This is a genomic window from Mesorhizobium sp. M1409, assembly GCF_040317535.1.
Classification (GTDB): domain Bacteria; phylum Pseudomonadota; class Alphaproteobacteria; order Rhizobiales; family Rhizobiaceae; genus Mesorhizobium.
In genome coordinates this window covers 1-14034 of the sequence record NZ_JAMYKV010000087.1, presented here as the reverse complement: position 1 = coordinate 14034, position 14034 = coordinate 1, and the positions used below count along the sequence as shown (strand labels likewise).

At 57.8% G+C, this 14034-nt stretch carries 13 protein-coding genes and 3 pseudogenes; 2 read left to right on the top strand and 14 right to left on the bottom strand.

The annotated features are described in order from the left end of the window. On the top strand, nucleotides 1-257 hold a 257-nt coding region (locus NKG99_RS33955; RefSeq protein ID WP_352873739.1), incomplete at its 5' end, for a TCP-1/cpn60 chaperonin family protein. Between the two features lie 1059 nt (nucleotides 258-1316). On the opposite strand, the pseudogene NKG99_RS33945 reads toward NKG99_RS33955, so the two are convergent. The 14 genes and pseudogenes from NKG99_RS33945 to NKG99_RS33880 all read right to left on the bottom strand — a co-directional run. Next, nucleotides 1317-1475: pseudogene (locus tag NKG99_RS33945) on the bottom strand (ATP-binding protein); the annotation flags it as partial. A gap of 172 nt (nucleotides 1476-1647) precedes the next feature. Beyond that, nucleotides 1648-1803, bottom strand: a pseudogene (locus tag NKG99_RS33940) (IS6 family transposase); the annotation flags it as partial. Nucleotides 1804-1829: 26 nt separating this feature from the next. Beyond that, nucleotides 1830-2516, bottom strand: a complete 687-nt coding sequence (locus tag NKG99_RS33935; protein WP_023814396.1) for a response regulator — start codon at nucleotides 2514-2516, stop codon at nucleotides 1830-1832. 721 nt (nucleotides 2517-3237) lie between these two features. Further along, entirely contained in the window at nucleotides 3238-4278 is a 1041-nt protein-coding gene (gene virB11, locus NKG99_RS33930) for a P-type DNA transfer ATPase VirB11 (RefSeq protein ID WP_023737143.1), read from the bottom strand. Then, on the bottom strand, nucleotides 4262-5398 hold the full coding sequence (gene virB10, locus NKG99_RS33925) for a type IV secretion system protein VirB10 (protein ID WP_023766578.1): 1137 nt from the start codon (nucleotides 5396-5398) through the stop codon (nucleotides 4262-4264). The genes virB11 and virB10 overlap by 17 nt, the downstream gene beginning before the upstream one ends. Continuing rightward, the gene (locus NKG99_RS33920; RefSeq protein ID WP_023766577.1) at nucleotides 5391-6275 is read right to left on the bottom strand and encodes a TrbG/VirB9 family P-type conjugative transfer protein; all 885 of its coding nucleotides are present in this window, start codon (nucleotides 6273-6275) and stop codon (nucleotides 5391-5393) included. Before NKG99_RS33920 ends, virB10 begins: the two co-directional genes overlap by 8 nt. Then, complete coding sequence (locus NKG99_RS33915; RefSeq protein ID WP_023766576.1) at nucleotides 6272-6985, bottom strand: type IV secretion system protein VirB8; 714 nt, start codon at nucleotides 6983-6985, stop codon at nucleotides 6272-6274. Before NKG99_RS33915 ends, NKG99_RS33920 begins: the two co-directional genes overlap by 4 nt. Then, complete coding sequence (locus NKG99_RS33910) at nucleotides 6982-7140, bottom strand: type IV secretion system lipoprotein VirB7 (RefSeq protein ID WP_081731114.1); 159 nt, start codon at nucleotides 7138-7140, stop codon at nucleotides 6982-6984. Before NKG99_RS33910 ends, NKG99_RS33915 begins: the two co-directional genes overlap by 4 nt. 27 nt (nucleotides 7141-7167) lie before the next feature. After that, a complete protein-coding gene (locus tag NKG99_RS33905) occupies nucleotides 7168-8055 on the bottom strand; it encodes a type IV secretion system protein (RefSeq protein WP_023766575.1) in 888 nt (295 codons plus the stop codon). Nucleotides 8056-8110: 55 nt separating this feature from the next. Beyond that, nucleotides 8111-8794, bottom strand: a complete 684-nt coding sequence (locus NKG99_RS33900; protein ID WP_023766574.1) for a TrbJ/VirB5 family protein — start codon at nucleotides 8792-8794, stop codon at nucleotides 8111-8113. A 13-nt stretch (nucleotides 8795-8807) separates the two neighbouring features. Further along, on the bottom strand, nucleotides 8808-11177 hold the full coding sequence (gene virB4, locus NKG99_RS33895) for a type IV secretion/conjugal transfer ATPase VirB4 (protein ID WP_023737137.1): 2370 nt from the start codon (nucleotides 11175-11177) through the stop codon (nucleotides 8808-8810). Next, the gene (locus NKG99_RS33890; protein WP_023679584.1) at nucleotides 11177-11503 is read right to left on the bottom strand and encodes a type IV secretion system protein VirB3; all 327 of its coding nucleotides are present in this window, start codon (nucleotides 11501-11503) and stop codon (nucleotides 11177-11179) included. The genes virB4 and NKG99_RS33890 overlap by 1 nt, the downstream gene beginning before the upstream one ends. Continuing rightward, nucleotides 11503-11808, bottom strand: a complete 306-nt coding sequence (gene virB2 / locus NKG99_RS33885; RefSeq protein WP_023673707.1) for a pilin major subunit VirB2 — start codon at nucleotides 11806-11808, stop codon at nucleotides 11503-11505. Before virB2 ends, NKG99_RS33890 begins: the two co-directional genes overlap by 1 nt. A 74-nt stretch (nucleotides 11809-11882) precedes the next feature. Beyond that, nucleotides 11883-12668, bottom strand: coding sequence for a type IV secretion system lytic transglycosylase VirB1 (locus NKG99_RS33880; RefSeq protein WP_023766572.1), 786 nt, complete (start codon nucleotides 12666-12668; stop codon nucleotides 11883-11885). Nucleotides 12669-13959: 1291 nt separating this feature from the next. Between NKG99_RS33880 and NKG99_RS33875 the strand changes: the two are divergent. After that, nucleotides 13960-14034, top strand: a pseudogene (locus NKG99_RS33875) (DNA-binding response regulator); the annotation flags it as partial.

The following is a 14034-nucleotide window of genomic DNA, read 5'->3' as shown; positions in this document are numbered from 1 at the left end:
ACAAGGGCGCGACCTTCGGCTACAACGCCCAGACCGGCGAATATGGCGACATGATCGCCATGGGTATCGTCGATCCGGTCAAGGTTGTCCGTACGGCTCTCCAGGACGCGGCCTCGGTCGCCGGCCTGCTGGTCACCACCGAAGCCATGATCGCGGAGGCTCCGAAGAAGGAGTCGGCTGGCGGCGGCGGCATGCCTGGCGGCATGGGCGGCGGCGGTATGGGCGGCATGGGCGGCATGGGCGGCATGGATTTCTAATCCAGCCCCTATCAACCTACAGCGGAAAGGGCGGCAGCAATGCCGCCCTTTCCTTGTGTGCCGAACATGATCGACAACTTGGAGTGCGTCCCGAGGATCTCGTCAGAATTAGGATCTTGTCCGATCGAGCAATTCGCGGGCTCAACCTGGTCAAACCGGCGCCCCCTACGAACTGCCCGATCCTTGAGGATTCCGCTGCGCGACAATCACGATGATTCATTCAGTTGGTAGCTATAGGCGGTGAATCATGAGGGGCATTGAGGAGCGTGGCAAGGCGCCCATCTCGGCATTTAACCCCATCGAGCGTGATATCCGAGACAATTCTCTCATCGGACCGGCGGCTGGCGTTGAAGGACCCGGTGAATCATCCTGTTCTATAGTGGAGCAGACGCGCTCTGAGCCTCAAGATCAAGCGTTTCCTCCTCTGAGTATCCTTGATCTGCCGCTGGACATTCTCGTTGATATTGCTGAGCGGCTCAGCCCGATGGATCTGCTGAGGTGTCGCACACAAATCAAGAGCTGCGTGTCGCCGCGATGATAGTCGCAACGCCTCAAGAAAGGCGGATCCAGGTTCAGGCTCGTCGTCGTGGCCGAGAGGCCTCGTGACCCCGACGACTGCGCTTCGGCCTTGTGGGGCCTCGGAGCGGGCGTGGCAGCGCTTGCACCTGAGCTCCAGCGGCGTCTCATCCTGCTTGAGCCCAGGTCTCAGACCATTGCCCTGGAGGGCCTCGGAGCAGGCGTGGGTGGCCTTTGGCCAACCTCCAGCGGCTTGTCTGCGGATTTCACTAAATTGGGACAGCCGTTTTAGTAAATCGCGAACAAGCGTTTCGCTAAGTCGCGGGCAACGGAAGCGATCGAGTTCCGGTTGCCTTTGCTGTTAGGAGTGATTGATTTCGGTTATTTCGCTGAAACGCTGAAACGCCATATCCAGCTTTTCCAACGGTAAATTGGGCACTGTCCAATACTTTATTTCTTGAGAAATCCAACGTTTTTGCCGCGCAGTGACGTTCGGACATAGCAAGGCCTGTCCCATACCTATGAATACGTTTGGCTGAAGCAGACCGATGGCTGCGCGTCGAAGCCGAAGCCGTCGAGTTCGCGGACAAACGGGAACTGCGCGATCTTGCTCGACATGAGCGTGTCGAGCTGGTCGCGGATGGCCGTCAACTTCAGCCGATCCAGGATTGCGATCAGCAGGTCATGATCTAGCGTCGTCATCACCAGCTCCCTCCGACCACCGCTTCGTACTCGGCGAGTGGCCGCAGCAAGGTGGCCGGGGATGATCTTGATGCGCTCGGCGCGCACCGGCCCTTCGAAGCCGGCAACGCCGACAAAAGGCTCTGTCGCAAACCTGGAAATGGGGGTGTGAACGGCCATTTCGGCCTGTCCGTCAGGCAGCGAGGATATCGAAACAGCGATCGACAGACTTGTAGTCATACCTCGCCTGTCGCTTGCCAATCATGTGGATCATCTCGATGCCGGAGAGGATAACCACGGCGCTCGCCTGCGACTTGAAGCCGATGGATCGAATGCGGCGCTTGATACGCAGTCTGTTCTTTCAATTTAGACCAACTATGCGGATGCCGCCTCAGTCAATTCAAGAAGGTAACCAATGCCGCGCACGGTCGTGATCCGTGGCGTTGCACCTGACCTACTCAGGTGTCCACGTAAGCGATAGATTCCGACTTCAAGCGCGTTGGCAGATACCTCGTCGTTGAACGAATAGAGGTGATCTTCCAACTGCGCACGAGGCACGATGCGGCCTGCACGGATAAGCAGATGCTCTAAAATACATAGTTCGCGGCGTGCGATCTTCAGAGGATGACCCGAGACGGAAACCTGTCGGCCGATCGGATCGAAATTGAGATTGCCAAATACAACGATGGGGTCGGTCACCTGTGTCGACCGGCGCAGAATGGCTCTCATTCTGGCGATGAGCTCATCGAAAGAGACGGGCTTGAGCAGAAAATCGTCCGCGCCACCGTTGAAAATTGCAATTCGCTTCTCGAGATCGTTGATGCTACTCATAATGAGGGTTGGAACTGAATGCCCGTCGCTCCTTAGCTGTCTCAGCCAGCCCAAGCCATCGCCATCTGGCAGAGCCAACTCCAGCAGGAGAATTTCATAGGTTGCGCAACAGAATGCCCTCGACGCCTGTTCCAGGTTGCCAACTACATCAACGGCAAAACCGCTATCCCCGAGCGCAGCTCGCACGGCGCGCGTAAGATCCACGTGATGATCAATGAGCAGCGTTCGCATTTCACGTCCTATCAAGGTAGGACAGGTCACCGTCCGCTGTAAGACCGGGGCGACAGCAGAAGTCGCGCAACTCTTCGTAGTGTTCGTAACGCTCTTTCCGATGGGTGATCGCGGGAGAATGCAATCCGCACGCCTGCAATAGTCGGGGATGGAACACGTGAAGACCTGTTGACGGGCTGAAACCGTCGGTCGGCCAGCCCACAATGCCACCGACTCTGCCTGCGATTTCTCTGCGCATCGATCCTCCTATATGGGTTGCGTCGCAAACTCCAGCTGAGGTCGCAAGGGCAGGTTGCGGCTTTGTTCATTGAGAGGACCCCCTGGAGGCAATACCGGGAGGATTCCCTGTATAGCACTTCCCGATTTACCAACCGGTCATTCCGAACCACGTTCGGCGGCTTTGAAGACGCTCATTTGAGCGCGGCTAGGTAAATCAAGGGTACGACCTGCCGGGTGTCGATGCCGCTTTTGAAGCAGGCATCGGCACCAGCTCGCTGAGCGTCGCCCGCGCAATTCAGCGGACGCGCTCGATACACCCAGTCGAATCGTGCCGCAGCTTGCCGCGCCGACAGGGCGGCCGAAGAGTTCAGGCTTGTGACCGAAGGGCTACGCCCAGTCGTCCTCCCATAATCAACCTCGGTCAAATCAAAGTGACGTTGAATCTGAACAAGTTGCGCCATCATATCACAAACGACTTACCGATCCCCGACGTGCTCGAGCCTTAGTGCTTATTGAGAAGATCGGCTACTGTCTCTCCGCGTCGCCGGGCATCGGCGGCGAGCCACACCTCCCCCACCTCATACACGTCGCCGTGGGTACGAAACGGCACAATGACGTCAATGGCAGCCGACAGCAGGTCAAGAAGCGTGTGGTCTTCCACAGCAGCTCCTTGCGGGCTGCTCTTGACGAGTGAAAAGAGCTTTTTAAAGCCTTGGACCGGATCCGCCCCATGAATCGTCGATATTGATCCCGCATGGCCGGAGACGACTTCGCTAAGGTAGGCCCAAGCAGCATCATCGCGCATCTCGCCAAGCAATATTCGATCAGGGCGCATGCGCAAGCTGGCTTGCAACAGTTGCTCGGCTGTCACCGCACCTACGCCTGCTCGGTCCTTCGGATAGAGTAACCGGACATGATTCTCGTGCGGGATTGCAAGTTCGAGCGTGTCCTCGATACTTATCAGCCTCTCTTGCGGGGGTATAGCGTTGATCAAAGTCTTGCTCATTGTCGTTTTGCCGCTACCAGTAGGTCCGCAAAGCAGCATCGTGAGCCGCCCGCAAACGCACGCTCGCAAAAATTGCTCCAAGTCACCATGGTCGTAGTGCTGAAGAATCGTTTCGTCCTGCCGCTCTTGGCGCTCCTTTCGTGACCGCCATTGATTCCAACGCGAGTATTCGTAGCGAGAAGAAACTTCCTTGAGTTCGGTCACACGACTTGAGGGACGCCGTATCGTCAGGCTTATTGTTCCTGAGGGAACAGCGGGCGGCAAACAGATCTGCAGCCGCTCTCCGTTCGGCAGCTCAGTCGCACAGAGGGGGCTTTGCGGTCCGACATCTTGCTTGCGCAGCGCTCCAGCGAGGATCGCGATGTCCTCCAGATCGTCATAAGATAGCGGTAGCGGATGTTTCGTGAAAACGCCGGCCTGTCGGACAAAGGCTTCCCCAGGCCGGTTGATAGCGACCTCTTCGGTCCTTGGCTCCTCAAGCCATTTCAGAACAGGGTTGAGAAGCAAACGCAATTGAGGGTCAGCCTCCGGTCGCATTGTTGTCTCTCCGGCGTTGGCGATGTTGGGGGGGGGCTGGCGCCACGGCGGTCGCTCTAAGATCGTATACATCTGAGAAATCGAGGTCCCGAGCCACAAAGATGGATACAGCATCTCCCTGGTTTTTCTTCAGAGTTGGCGGAACGTTGATCGTTGCTCTAAGGGTCGTCTCAACGGCTTGTCCGGCGTTGCTCTGGAAGCTGTTGATACCGCTTCCTCCACCTGAGCTGCCAGCGTATTGACCGGCGGCCTGAAACGCGCCTTGAATGACGCTCATGAGCATTGCTCCGCCAAAGCGCTGCCAGAAGTGATTATCCACCGTGCCAGGCATTCCGGAGCGGCCGAGCTCGTCAGCGCCCGGCGATGCTAGCGAAACGAGGGCATGGTCAGGCGTTTCCATGCGCGTCCACAGCACGAAGACACGCGCATCCCCCTGTTGGAGACCACGCTGGATCTCGCCAATCACGGTCGTCCCGCGATCCAAAAGCACCACGTTGTTGGTGGCGCCGCGGACGTCTTTAGGTAAGACGCACTTCACATAACCCGGTAAATTTGTGTCGACTGCCGTTTGCAAAATGCAGGGGATGATCGTTCCTTGAGTAATCACGAGATCAGGGTGCGGCAAAAGTGTGGCCCGGCTTGGCTCCTGTATATCTGGCTTCAATCGCGCCGACAGATCGCCAGCGTCTGAAATCTCATCCGAGGTCGCGGGAGCATCCCTATGGTTGTCTTCGCTCCGCTGACCGTCGTTGGGCATTTTACTGCTGCCACTGTAGGCGAAAATTGGTGTTTCCTCCGGCGGCGGATCAGCTGAAGTCGGCGTGGATGGCGCAGGATCTCCTGCCTGCGCCGCCTGTACGGCTGCTGGAGCTTCGGGAGCAATCTCAATCGGCACGGGGCGGAATGGTTCGGCGTCGGCGACAATTGGAGGTTTTGGCTGAGTTGGTTCGTCTTGTGTGCTGGGACGACCTCCGAGCCAGATGAGTGATAGAGATGAGATGAGAACAAGAGCAGCGACGGCCAACTTCTGCAATCCCGAAACATGCCGGCGGGCCGGCTCCGAGACCATCGATCCGGAGGCATGGACATCATGTCCCGACTGTGGGCCGGTTTCATTCATCGGCCGAGCCTTTCAAAACGCGCCACACGTCGGGTGTCACTGTACCGGTCCCTGGCGCTCGTCCCACAGGGTCATAAGCCCTGTTGAAAATGGACAAGACCGTATTGCCATCTCTCAGACGCCATTCCCGGGCGACTGCGGATACTTCAACATAGTCTCCTTTGACCGTGTAATTGGCAGCGGCTTCCTTGCCGTCGGGATTGATAATGTAGAGAGAGGGTATGCGGGAATTGCTTGCGAAGCCAAATACGGTGGTAAAGCCATTATCGAAAACTTGCAGCGGCGACAGCGATCGATCGCCCTTTGCGACGTAGTGAAAATTGCTTTCGTCCGGACTGGTAGTTGCGGCGGGCCGATTCAACAAATCCTGAACTCTCTCGTCGTGCAGCACTTTCGCCCGGGCCTGACCAAGAATCGAGCGCCTTTCTGCGTCCTTTCTCCGAGCAGCAGCCTCATCAGCAGGATAGGTGAACTGCACACTGTAGTATAGGTCAGGTTGCTGCTCATCGAGTTTTGGCATCGCTCTCGTTGAAATACTGAAGACGTATCTCCGTGTACCGGACTCACTCTCGGCCAGCACGATGACCGGCTGCGGCGGGAGCATCCGGCTAGCCTTAAAAAAGAGATAGTTGGCGCGCGGGAGCGCAGCCAGGTCTTTGCTATTGGAAACGGCCACGGCTGCGACTGTCTCGTTGGCCGCGAATGTGACAACCAGCGTTGCCCCCACTGCGGTAGACAGGCGCACCACTTCGTCAGGACGGTAAGCCAGGTAGCGCATGCGCGCATCATGCTTGCCGGCAAGTGGTGTGTCTTCCGCGGACGCTTCCATCGTTAAGAAGAGTGAACAGACCAGCGCGAGAAACGCTCTTTTTGTCATGGCTGCACATAGCCCAGGTTCGATACGCTATCTTCCGAGCTTTGATAGGAAGTGATGAGTAGACCTCCCGGATTGGTGAGCCTCGATTGCCCAGGCAGACCCGTCAAGCGCTCGTAGCGGATGGTAGCTGTCCAGGTGGTCACTATCGGCATCTGCCCATCGACAACAAGCGTACGTTTGTAACGGATCTGTTGAACGTCCGGACTGATGTCGTTTGAAGAAATATGCCCGACCTCGAGCTTGCCGCGCTTGCCGACCGTGACTTGCGGCGAGGTGGGATTCGGATAGTTGAAGAAATCTTGATATTGCTGTCGCACAGTCGGCGCGCTGAAACTGGATACGAGGTCATAGGCGTATTGGGCTGTATCTGCTGTGTACCCCTCGCGCAGGCGTACATATTCCCACAGCGAAGCATTTATGACGGCTCGGTCTTGGGTTGCCGGCAGTCGAGACACTGACACTTCGCTGTCGACGGTCCCATCCGGCCGGACCCAGAGGAACACAGGTACGAGCTTGGCCAACGGGACCATGGCAGCGATGGTAAATGCCTGGGCAACATTTCCTAGGACCGCCGCTGCGGCAAAGGCGATCAGGGCCTTTGACAGGCGCCGCGCAGACTTCGCTCGTGACGTTTGAAACGCTTCCACCTTCTTATAGTGGGCGGCTAGCGTTTCTCTCTCCACCAGAAGGGCATGTTCAGGAAATTTCACTTTGGCTCTTCCGCGCATTCGACCTGAAGATCCTCAGGGGTGGTTTCCCATTGTCCCACGTTCAGTTGGAATGGGGCACCCGCGCACGTCGCAAGCCCATGGCTCGTCTTGCAGGCGGCCAAAGCGAGGATTGACAGAAGTAGGCAATATTTCATGTTTTTGGCACCGAACTTGTCGATTGATTAACCACCCGCCGTTTTGGCAAAGTGGCGATTGAGGCTGTTAAGAGGTCGGTTCGCACCTCCCCAAGAGCCGCCGGCGATGCTGCTGGCGATCGTCGGAAGCGCGACGATCAGAGCGTCACCAGCTAGGAAAAGCATGTCGAGCTCGTAAAGCCCGATGATCTTGGCTGCTGTCGTGCCCGAGAATTTGATCATCAAAAGCATGGCTGCCAGCGAGACTGCTTCGGCAGCGATTACTATCGTTGCAACGATGTTGAGGAGGAGAAGCAGCAGCCCGTACGAGAGCAGTTGGCCGATCCATCTGGTGGCTATGTCTCGAGTGTGATCAAAAAGGTAGCCTACAAGGACCAGGGGGCCGATCGTCAAGAGCACCTTCGTCAGAATTCCAACGGCATCGTAGATCTCGAACGCTGTCCACAGCGCGCCGTAGAAAATCCATTGCGCTCCCTCGAAAGCAAGTATGTCCTGGCCGTTCATAGGCCCAATTTCGGAAGCAATCAGCTGAAAGACATACTGGCTTGAAGCAAACATGATGTCGAGCTTCTGGGCGATTCCGATGAAGGGCAAGTCGCTGCCACTGATGTCGTGAGCCAACCTCGGAATCGTTTCGTCGAAAAGCGCTTCAATGTACTGCTGATAGTTGGCCTGCCCTAAGATAAGGGCGACGACAATCGACACCATGATTACGCGCGAGATACCCCCGCGCGCATCGACTTGACCACGCATGACCAGACAGCCTTGGATTATTATCCAGAGCGTGACACACGCAACCAGAGGCGCACTGACCGCCGCTTGGACGTTTTCAAGCACTTTGTGCAGCCCGGACGTGAAGGCCCCATGAAAGATCGTGTGTATAGTCGTGAATGGCGCGGGAATTTTGAAATTCATGGCGTGAGCCTGATGTGTCCCTGATCAGCGCAGCTGAGCCTGATGAACTCAGCGTTCACGGGAGGGGGCCAAAAATGCGAGCGGTGTCCCGATGTTCGCGACGCTGCGTGGCGGCCTCCTCAGCGGCGTGAAGGCTCCCTTGTGCAGTGGCCATAGTCAGCAGACTCGTGGCCTGGGCATTTTGGATCATCGCATCGTGAATCTGCTTGAGGACCAGACCGTTGGTCACGGTGGCCTGCATAATATTTCCCGAGCGGGAAAGCTGACCAAGCGTGCCGGCGTTATCCTTAAGGCGCTTGTCCATCATGCCCAAAGTGTCGGCTGCAATAGCTGCGGCATTGGCGGCCCCAGCGATTTGTCCCTTTAACAGTTTCGCTTCTGAATCGTCGCCCGTGACTATCCGATTTGGGTCCTCCGCAATGTTACGGGCGATAATCGAAGCTGGCGCCCGAGCATCAAACATCTGCTCCTCCAGCTTATTGCTCGACGGGTAATGATTTCCTTGGTTCAGTGAGCTTAGCACTCCCGTGACAGCGAATGACGAGGTTAGCATTGTCACCATTTCGATCGTCGTAGCGAGCGTCTCGATTGACCTCTCAAGGATCGCCGCATTGGAAATCGCTGTTAAGGTCGATTGTGTTTCTGTTACAGGGTCGGTGACGATCCATTGCGACCGGGCCTGTCCGTGAAGCAGAAGGGAAGCAGCAAGGGTCGTTACTGCAAGTTTGGCAAGTTTCATGAATATTCCTCCGTCAGTCTTGAACTTCATGGTACCGGGCCATGAACTTGTCGAGCCACCCACTTGGGGCGTCTCCGTGCTGGTTGCGAAGCTGGTCGGCAAAGCGCACTGTGTTGGCCCGCCCCGAGAGTACGGCTACGTACTCGCGCATCTGCCCAAGATCGAATTCGCAAACAATACTCCCGCTATCGCGCTTGAGCAAAAACTTGCGGCTGCCGATTGCCATTCCCTGGCGGATTGCCTCGAACTCCTGCGCAGTGCACTTCAAGCCATCGACATACGCAGAGCGGTCCGCCGTCGGTGATGGGTAGAAAATTTTCGTCATACATTGCGCAACGAGACTAGCTCCGAGAGGCGATTCCAGAACGTGTTCAGGCTGCTGCGTTGCGAGTATCAACATGCCGTTGTTTTTGCGGACCGTGAGCAAGAACTTGTCGATAACGGCCGAGAATTGGGGGTTGAGTAGATAGAATCGAAATTCGTCGCAGCTCATCACGAACCGACGACCATCGACGATAGCGCCCACTCGATGCAGAAGGTATGCGGCGGCCGGTGCACAGACCTCCTCATATTCCAGGAGCTGCGTCATGTCGAAGCCCGTAATGGAGGCATCCAGCCTTACTTCGTCCACGTCGCCGTCAAAGGCCCATCCAAGCGCCCCCCCTCTACACCACCGCTGCAGCCGTGCTCCTGCGCCCTCGGAGGGGCTGTGCAATAGGAACTCGCGCAGGCCCGCAAGTGAGCGCATAGGGGGTTCGAACGAAAGCTGACGAACAATGCCGCGTTCCAGCCGACGGCTTTCCTCCGGCGAGATCGGACCACGGCCGTCACTCTCGATCAGGGCCATCAACCACTCGCGCAGAAAGTCCCGAGAGGCGGAGGTGTTGTCCAGTCCACGCAGAGGGGCCAAGCCGCTCGGAGCGCCTCTGCGCAACGCAAGATATGTCCCTCCCGTGGCTCGCACCAGCAGTTCACCACCCCGATCCTTGTCGAAGAAGACGATCGCACCATTGCGATCGACCAAGCTTTGCTCAAGCATCGCGAGGACAAAGGTCATCAGCGTCGTCTTGCCTTTGCCAACGGGCCCGAATATTGCCGTCATGCCGACGTCATTCTCATGGGGGATGTAGTCGAAAGAAGTTCCACCGTTTGTGCGAAAGCGCGCAACAGCATTGCCCCAGTGGCCGGAACTGGAACCGCTTGGGAAGTTCTCAAATGAGACGAGCCCGGCAAAATTGTGTGAGGTGATCGCCCCCGGGCGCGTGCGCCACCTGTTGTTCCCCGGAAGTTGGGACCAATATGCGGCCTCCATGCCGATGCCCTCTTGGACGATAACGGCGCCCGCGTCGGCCAGCCGTGCGCGGGCACTTGCTGCGCGATCTGCAAGGCTATTGAGGCTGTCGGCATAGACGCACAGGCTCAGATGATGCGAACCCATCACGAATTCGTTGCTTGCCAGTGCGTCCTCTGCCTCGGCAAGTTCATTGATCTGGGTGAGAGCCTTGTCGCCGGCACTCGTCATCTGGCTGGACTTAAGGCTTAGTTTGGCATGAGCTTGCGGGCGAGTGAGGAAGGAAAAGCTCTGGCTCAGGACAAGCGGGAAGTTGGCGGACAGCAAGGAATTTAGCATGCCCGGCCGCGTCGTCGCCGGATATTCACGGAACGAAAACAATGATCCGACGGAGCTATCCCCGGGCCTTCGAATCTCAAGCGCCCGCTTCCCGCAGATGACCTGGTCAGTGTAGATCGAGGCGCCAAGTGAGCCGGTAACCATCGGAACCGGAAGAAACCGGCAAGTCATCATGAGCCGAAGCGCCTCGCCGATTTCCGTGAAGAGCACGTTGCCTTTCTCACGAATGCCCAACCGGCGCAGACCGTAACCGCCGAGTGCGCCAGCAATGATGTGCCAGAGGTCTTCCAGGCTCCGCATTTGGGTGGCTAGATCGTGCTCATTCCGTCTGCGGGACTTGGCAATCCGCAAGCCGATCTTGCCGATTGCGGTGCGGGGGGACACGATCAAAGTGAGGAAGTGATCGTTGCGAAAGAGCTTTCCCGACAGCACACGACGCTCGTAGGCCTCGCTCAGACTGCCAGCGAATGCACTTTGAAACCGGCGCGGCGCCGGCGCCGGCACATCGTTGTGTCTCACAAGATGAGCGTATATCGAGACATTGTCATCGGCGATGTTGCGCAAGAGAGTGTTGAACGCGCGGCAGCGCGAGTTGCGCATCTCAGCGTCTTCCAAATCAAAGGGCACACCGTTCACATGTGCCATGGCCATGATCGATCCGTCTTCCAGAAGGACAACCTGATCGCTTACGTGACCAACATACGGAAGGTAGATCTCGCCAGACCTCTCGGTCCGGCCGCTGGCGCCGAACATTACACCATTCCTCTTCCGCGTTTCGGCACTCTGATCGGATTGGCGCTGACGCTTGCGCCTCCCCAGACCGGCCCGTCCACGCTTCTGCCGGCCGTCTGCAAATAGAGCAGCACGACGCTTGCCGCGTTATAGTCACGCTCAACAACCAGCCGTGCTCCGAACCAGAGTGGCGCGAGAACGATTTCGTAGAGCGGGTTCTGAAGGATAATGATAACAAGCCCAGCCAACATCATGAGCAATCCGGCCAGCGTCAGCGGCACCCCCAGAAACAGTGCCGGGCGCGTCGCCGCCACATAGAGGGTGCTCACTTCCAACCGGTCGCTCATCAGCCACCGCCTATGAGCGCCTTGCCCAGGAAGCTGGCCCCGAACATGATGACGATCCCTCCAACGACACCCGCAACCAGGCCAAGTGAAGCACGACCGAACATCCAAGAGATACCGATGGCTACGAGCCCGAGCACGGCCAGTGATTGTCCAAAGGGCCCAAGTATGAACGTGCAGATATTCTGGACCATCTTGGCAGGATCCGTCCCTCCGGTCACCTGAGCCGCGGCTGGCCCGCTGTAGAAGACCGTCCACGCCGCGCCTGCAGCAGCGGCCGGTACATATTCAGCCGCCATGCGCAGCATGGAAAAAGGCGAAGGAACACGCGTTTTAAGCGCACGAAGTATCTTGAGTGGCGTCATCATTGCATCTCCATGTTTCAATCGAATACGAGTTTGTTCGGGTTCGAGGGTTCCCGTGCTTTCGCAGCCTGGCTGCCTGTCGGATCGGAGGGATCGGCCCCGGAGCGGTCTGGCTGATACGAGCCCCAGATGTCCCAAGAATCTTGGTTGGGCTGCTTCTTTCTATTGGCCTGTTGGCTCTGCTGGAGCAGAGGCGGCACGGCTTTCCGACCGGGTGCCTCAAGGTGCGGCACATCTCGAGCAGTCGGCTCCAGCGTTCTCTCAAGGAGACTTGAGATGTCCTTTGCGGCCGACTCGACCTTGCGTACATAACCGTTGGCGAAGCCATGCGTGACGTCGCCCGTGTTATAGGCCGAGATGGCACGGCGAAGCGCCAGTTGCTGTGCCACAGCAGTGGTGCCGCCGGCATACCGGCTTTCAAGCAGGTGGGCGGCAGCCGAAAGCGAGGCGCAGGGCTCGAAAGCCCTTTCCGGCGTGAGATTGAGCACGGCAAAGTTCTTGCTGTTTATCTGCATCAATCCAACATCGACAGAATGTTGTGCTTCGAGGCGTTCCTTGATGCCCCGCGTGGCTTCCAGGTGGTCTATCCAGCGAAGCTGCTCACCTGTGGTGTTGTCATGAGCCACCAGCGTTTCAAAGCCACTTTCAATCTTGGCAATCGCGGCGAGGGTGGACGGCGCAACCCAGGGGGCGCATTTGCGCGACAGGCTGCGGAACTCACGCGGAGAAAGTGGCGCGGGCTCGGCTGGGAGTGACATGGATGTCATCAGGACGATGGCCAGCGGCCAAGCTGCAATAAACATTCCCTATCACCTACCTTTCCAAGCCGCCGGACGGGTTCTGGCCCTGTCCGGCACGCGCTTATCGGGGAGGTTTGTTACTGTGTGATGTTCAAGTTCAGCTTTTCGGTTTCAATTGAAGCAAAGACCGTGTTCGTATCAGCGTGGGTGAGCATCTTGCGCATGCGTGAGTGGCGCGGGCCCGATCAGCCAGCGACATCCGGAGCATCTTGGTACAATGACTCCTGTACAGGATTGCTCGTCCCGGCCGTCCGTTGCTCCTGGAGTGTGGGCCGCGACTTTGGCGTCATGGATGGTACTTCTGTCAGCGCCAAGCCAAGGACAAAATGGGGAGCTTGGCGGGCTTGTTCAGGCTCGGGATCACCGTGGGGAATCGACTAAGGCGATAAAGCGGCCCAACTTTGCCGGTATGCTGCCGGTCGTTAAAGAGCAGCCATGCGCGGCCCTGCACACTCAGATCATTGCTTGAGACGCGAGCTCGTCCGCGAAGCTGGCTCGAGGGCGCAAATCCGCGGCGGCGAGGGTCAACTGGGAAGACGTGGCGGCGCAGCCCATCCTGGTGCGAGCCTCGTTCAGCTGTTCGGCCGCCGCCGCCAAAGGGTGGATCATGCACAGTCCCATCGGCAGATAACCGCACGTCATTGACGGAGTCCGACGGCGCAATGGACAAGCATAGTGACACGCTCAAGATGGAGGAGTTGCAGTAACTGAGAAATGTTAGCCCGGACGTTCACCGCAACCGGCGACCTGCCGGTCGCCGAACAGCATTTGAGGCCGCCGGCCACCTTGGACGAAGCCGGCTTGGCAGGAGACACACTATTTTGCACAAGGCCGCTGCAGCGAATCACGGTCTTCTTCCGCCGACCGCCTCTCCGATCAAGCCAAACGCCGCGCTGCTCAACCATGTCCGAGCTGGATCCACGAGCCGGAGGATATCGAGATGATCCAGGTCCGCAAACTCCAGGATGACCAGGATGCAAGGGCATAGCAGGAAACTTGGCATCCATGAGGTCGAACTTGAGTGATATTGGCAGGCCTGCACCAACGGGGGAGCTCGAAGCGAAAAAGCGAAGGACCACACGGCAGGGTCATGTCGGCGCTTGGACCTGTCTGGTGGCCACGGGCTGCCTTGGTGCGGTCAATTCGCTGGGGATGAAAAGAACAGGACGAGCACGGCCTCACATTGGCCGCACGCAACGGCGAGTGGTATCAAGGAGCAGCTGTTCTGGGTCGGTGCCCCAGGGTTGCTCGGCAACAGGTTTAGACGAGGGGATTCAAGATTGAAGGTGTGCCGTTGAAACATGTTCTTGTCATTGACGATGATGCCGCAATGCGGCGCCTCATCGCCGAGTATCTCACGATGCATGCC

Coding starts and splice junctions, on each gene's coding strand:
- NKG99_RS33935 (WP_023814396.1), bottom strand. CDS start 2,516: ATGCGAACGCTGCTCATTGATCATCACGTGGATCTTACGCGCGCCGTG.
- virB11 (WP_023737143.1), bottom strand. CDS start 4,278: ATGCGACCGGAGGCTGACCCTCAATTGCGTTTGCTTCTCAACCCTGTT.
- virB10 (WP_023766578.1), bottom strand. CDS start 5,398: ATGAATGAAACCGGCCCACAGTCGGGACATGATGTCCATGCCTCCGGA.
- NKG99_RS33920 (WP_023766577.1), bottom strand. CDS start 6,275: ATGACAAAAAGAGCGTTTCTCGCGCTGGTCTGTTCACTCTTCTTAACG.
- NKG99_RS33910 (WP_081731114.1), bottom strand. CDS start 7,140: ATGAAATATTGCCTACTTCTGTCAATCCTCGCTTTGGCCGCCTGCAAG.
- NKG99_RS33905 (WP_023766575.1), bottom strand. CDS start 8,055: ATGAATTTCAAAATTCCCGCGCCATTCACGACTATACACACGATCTTT.
- NKG99_RS33900 (WP_023766574.1), bottom strand. CDS start 8,794: ATGAAACTTGCCAAACTTGCAGTAACGACCCTTGCTGCTTCCCTTCTG.
- virB4 (WP_023737137.1), bottom strand. CDS start 11,177: ATGTTCGGCGCCAGCGGCCGGACCGAGAGGTCTGGCGAGATCTACCTT.
- NKG99_RS33890 (WP_023679584.1), bottom strand. CDS start 11,503: ATGAGCGACCGGTTGGAAGTGAGCACCCTCTATGTGGCGGCGACGCGC.
- virB2 (WP_023673707.1), bottom strand. CDS start 11,808: ATGCTGCGCATGGCGGCTGAATATGTACCGGCCGCTGCTGCAGGCGCG.
- NKG99_RS33880 (WP_023766572.1), bottom strand. CDS start 12,668: ATGTTTATTGCAGCTTGGCCGCTGGCCATCGTCCTGATGACATCCATG.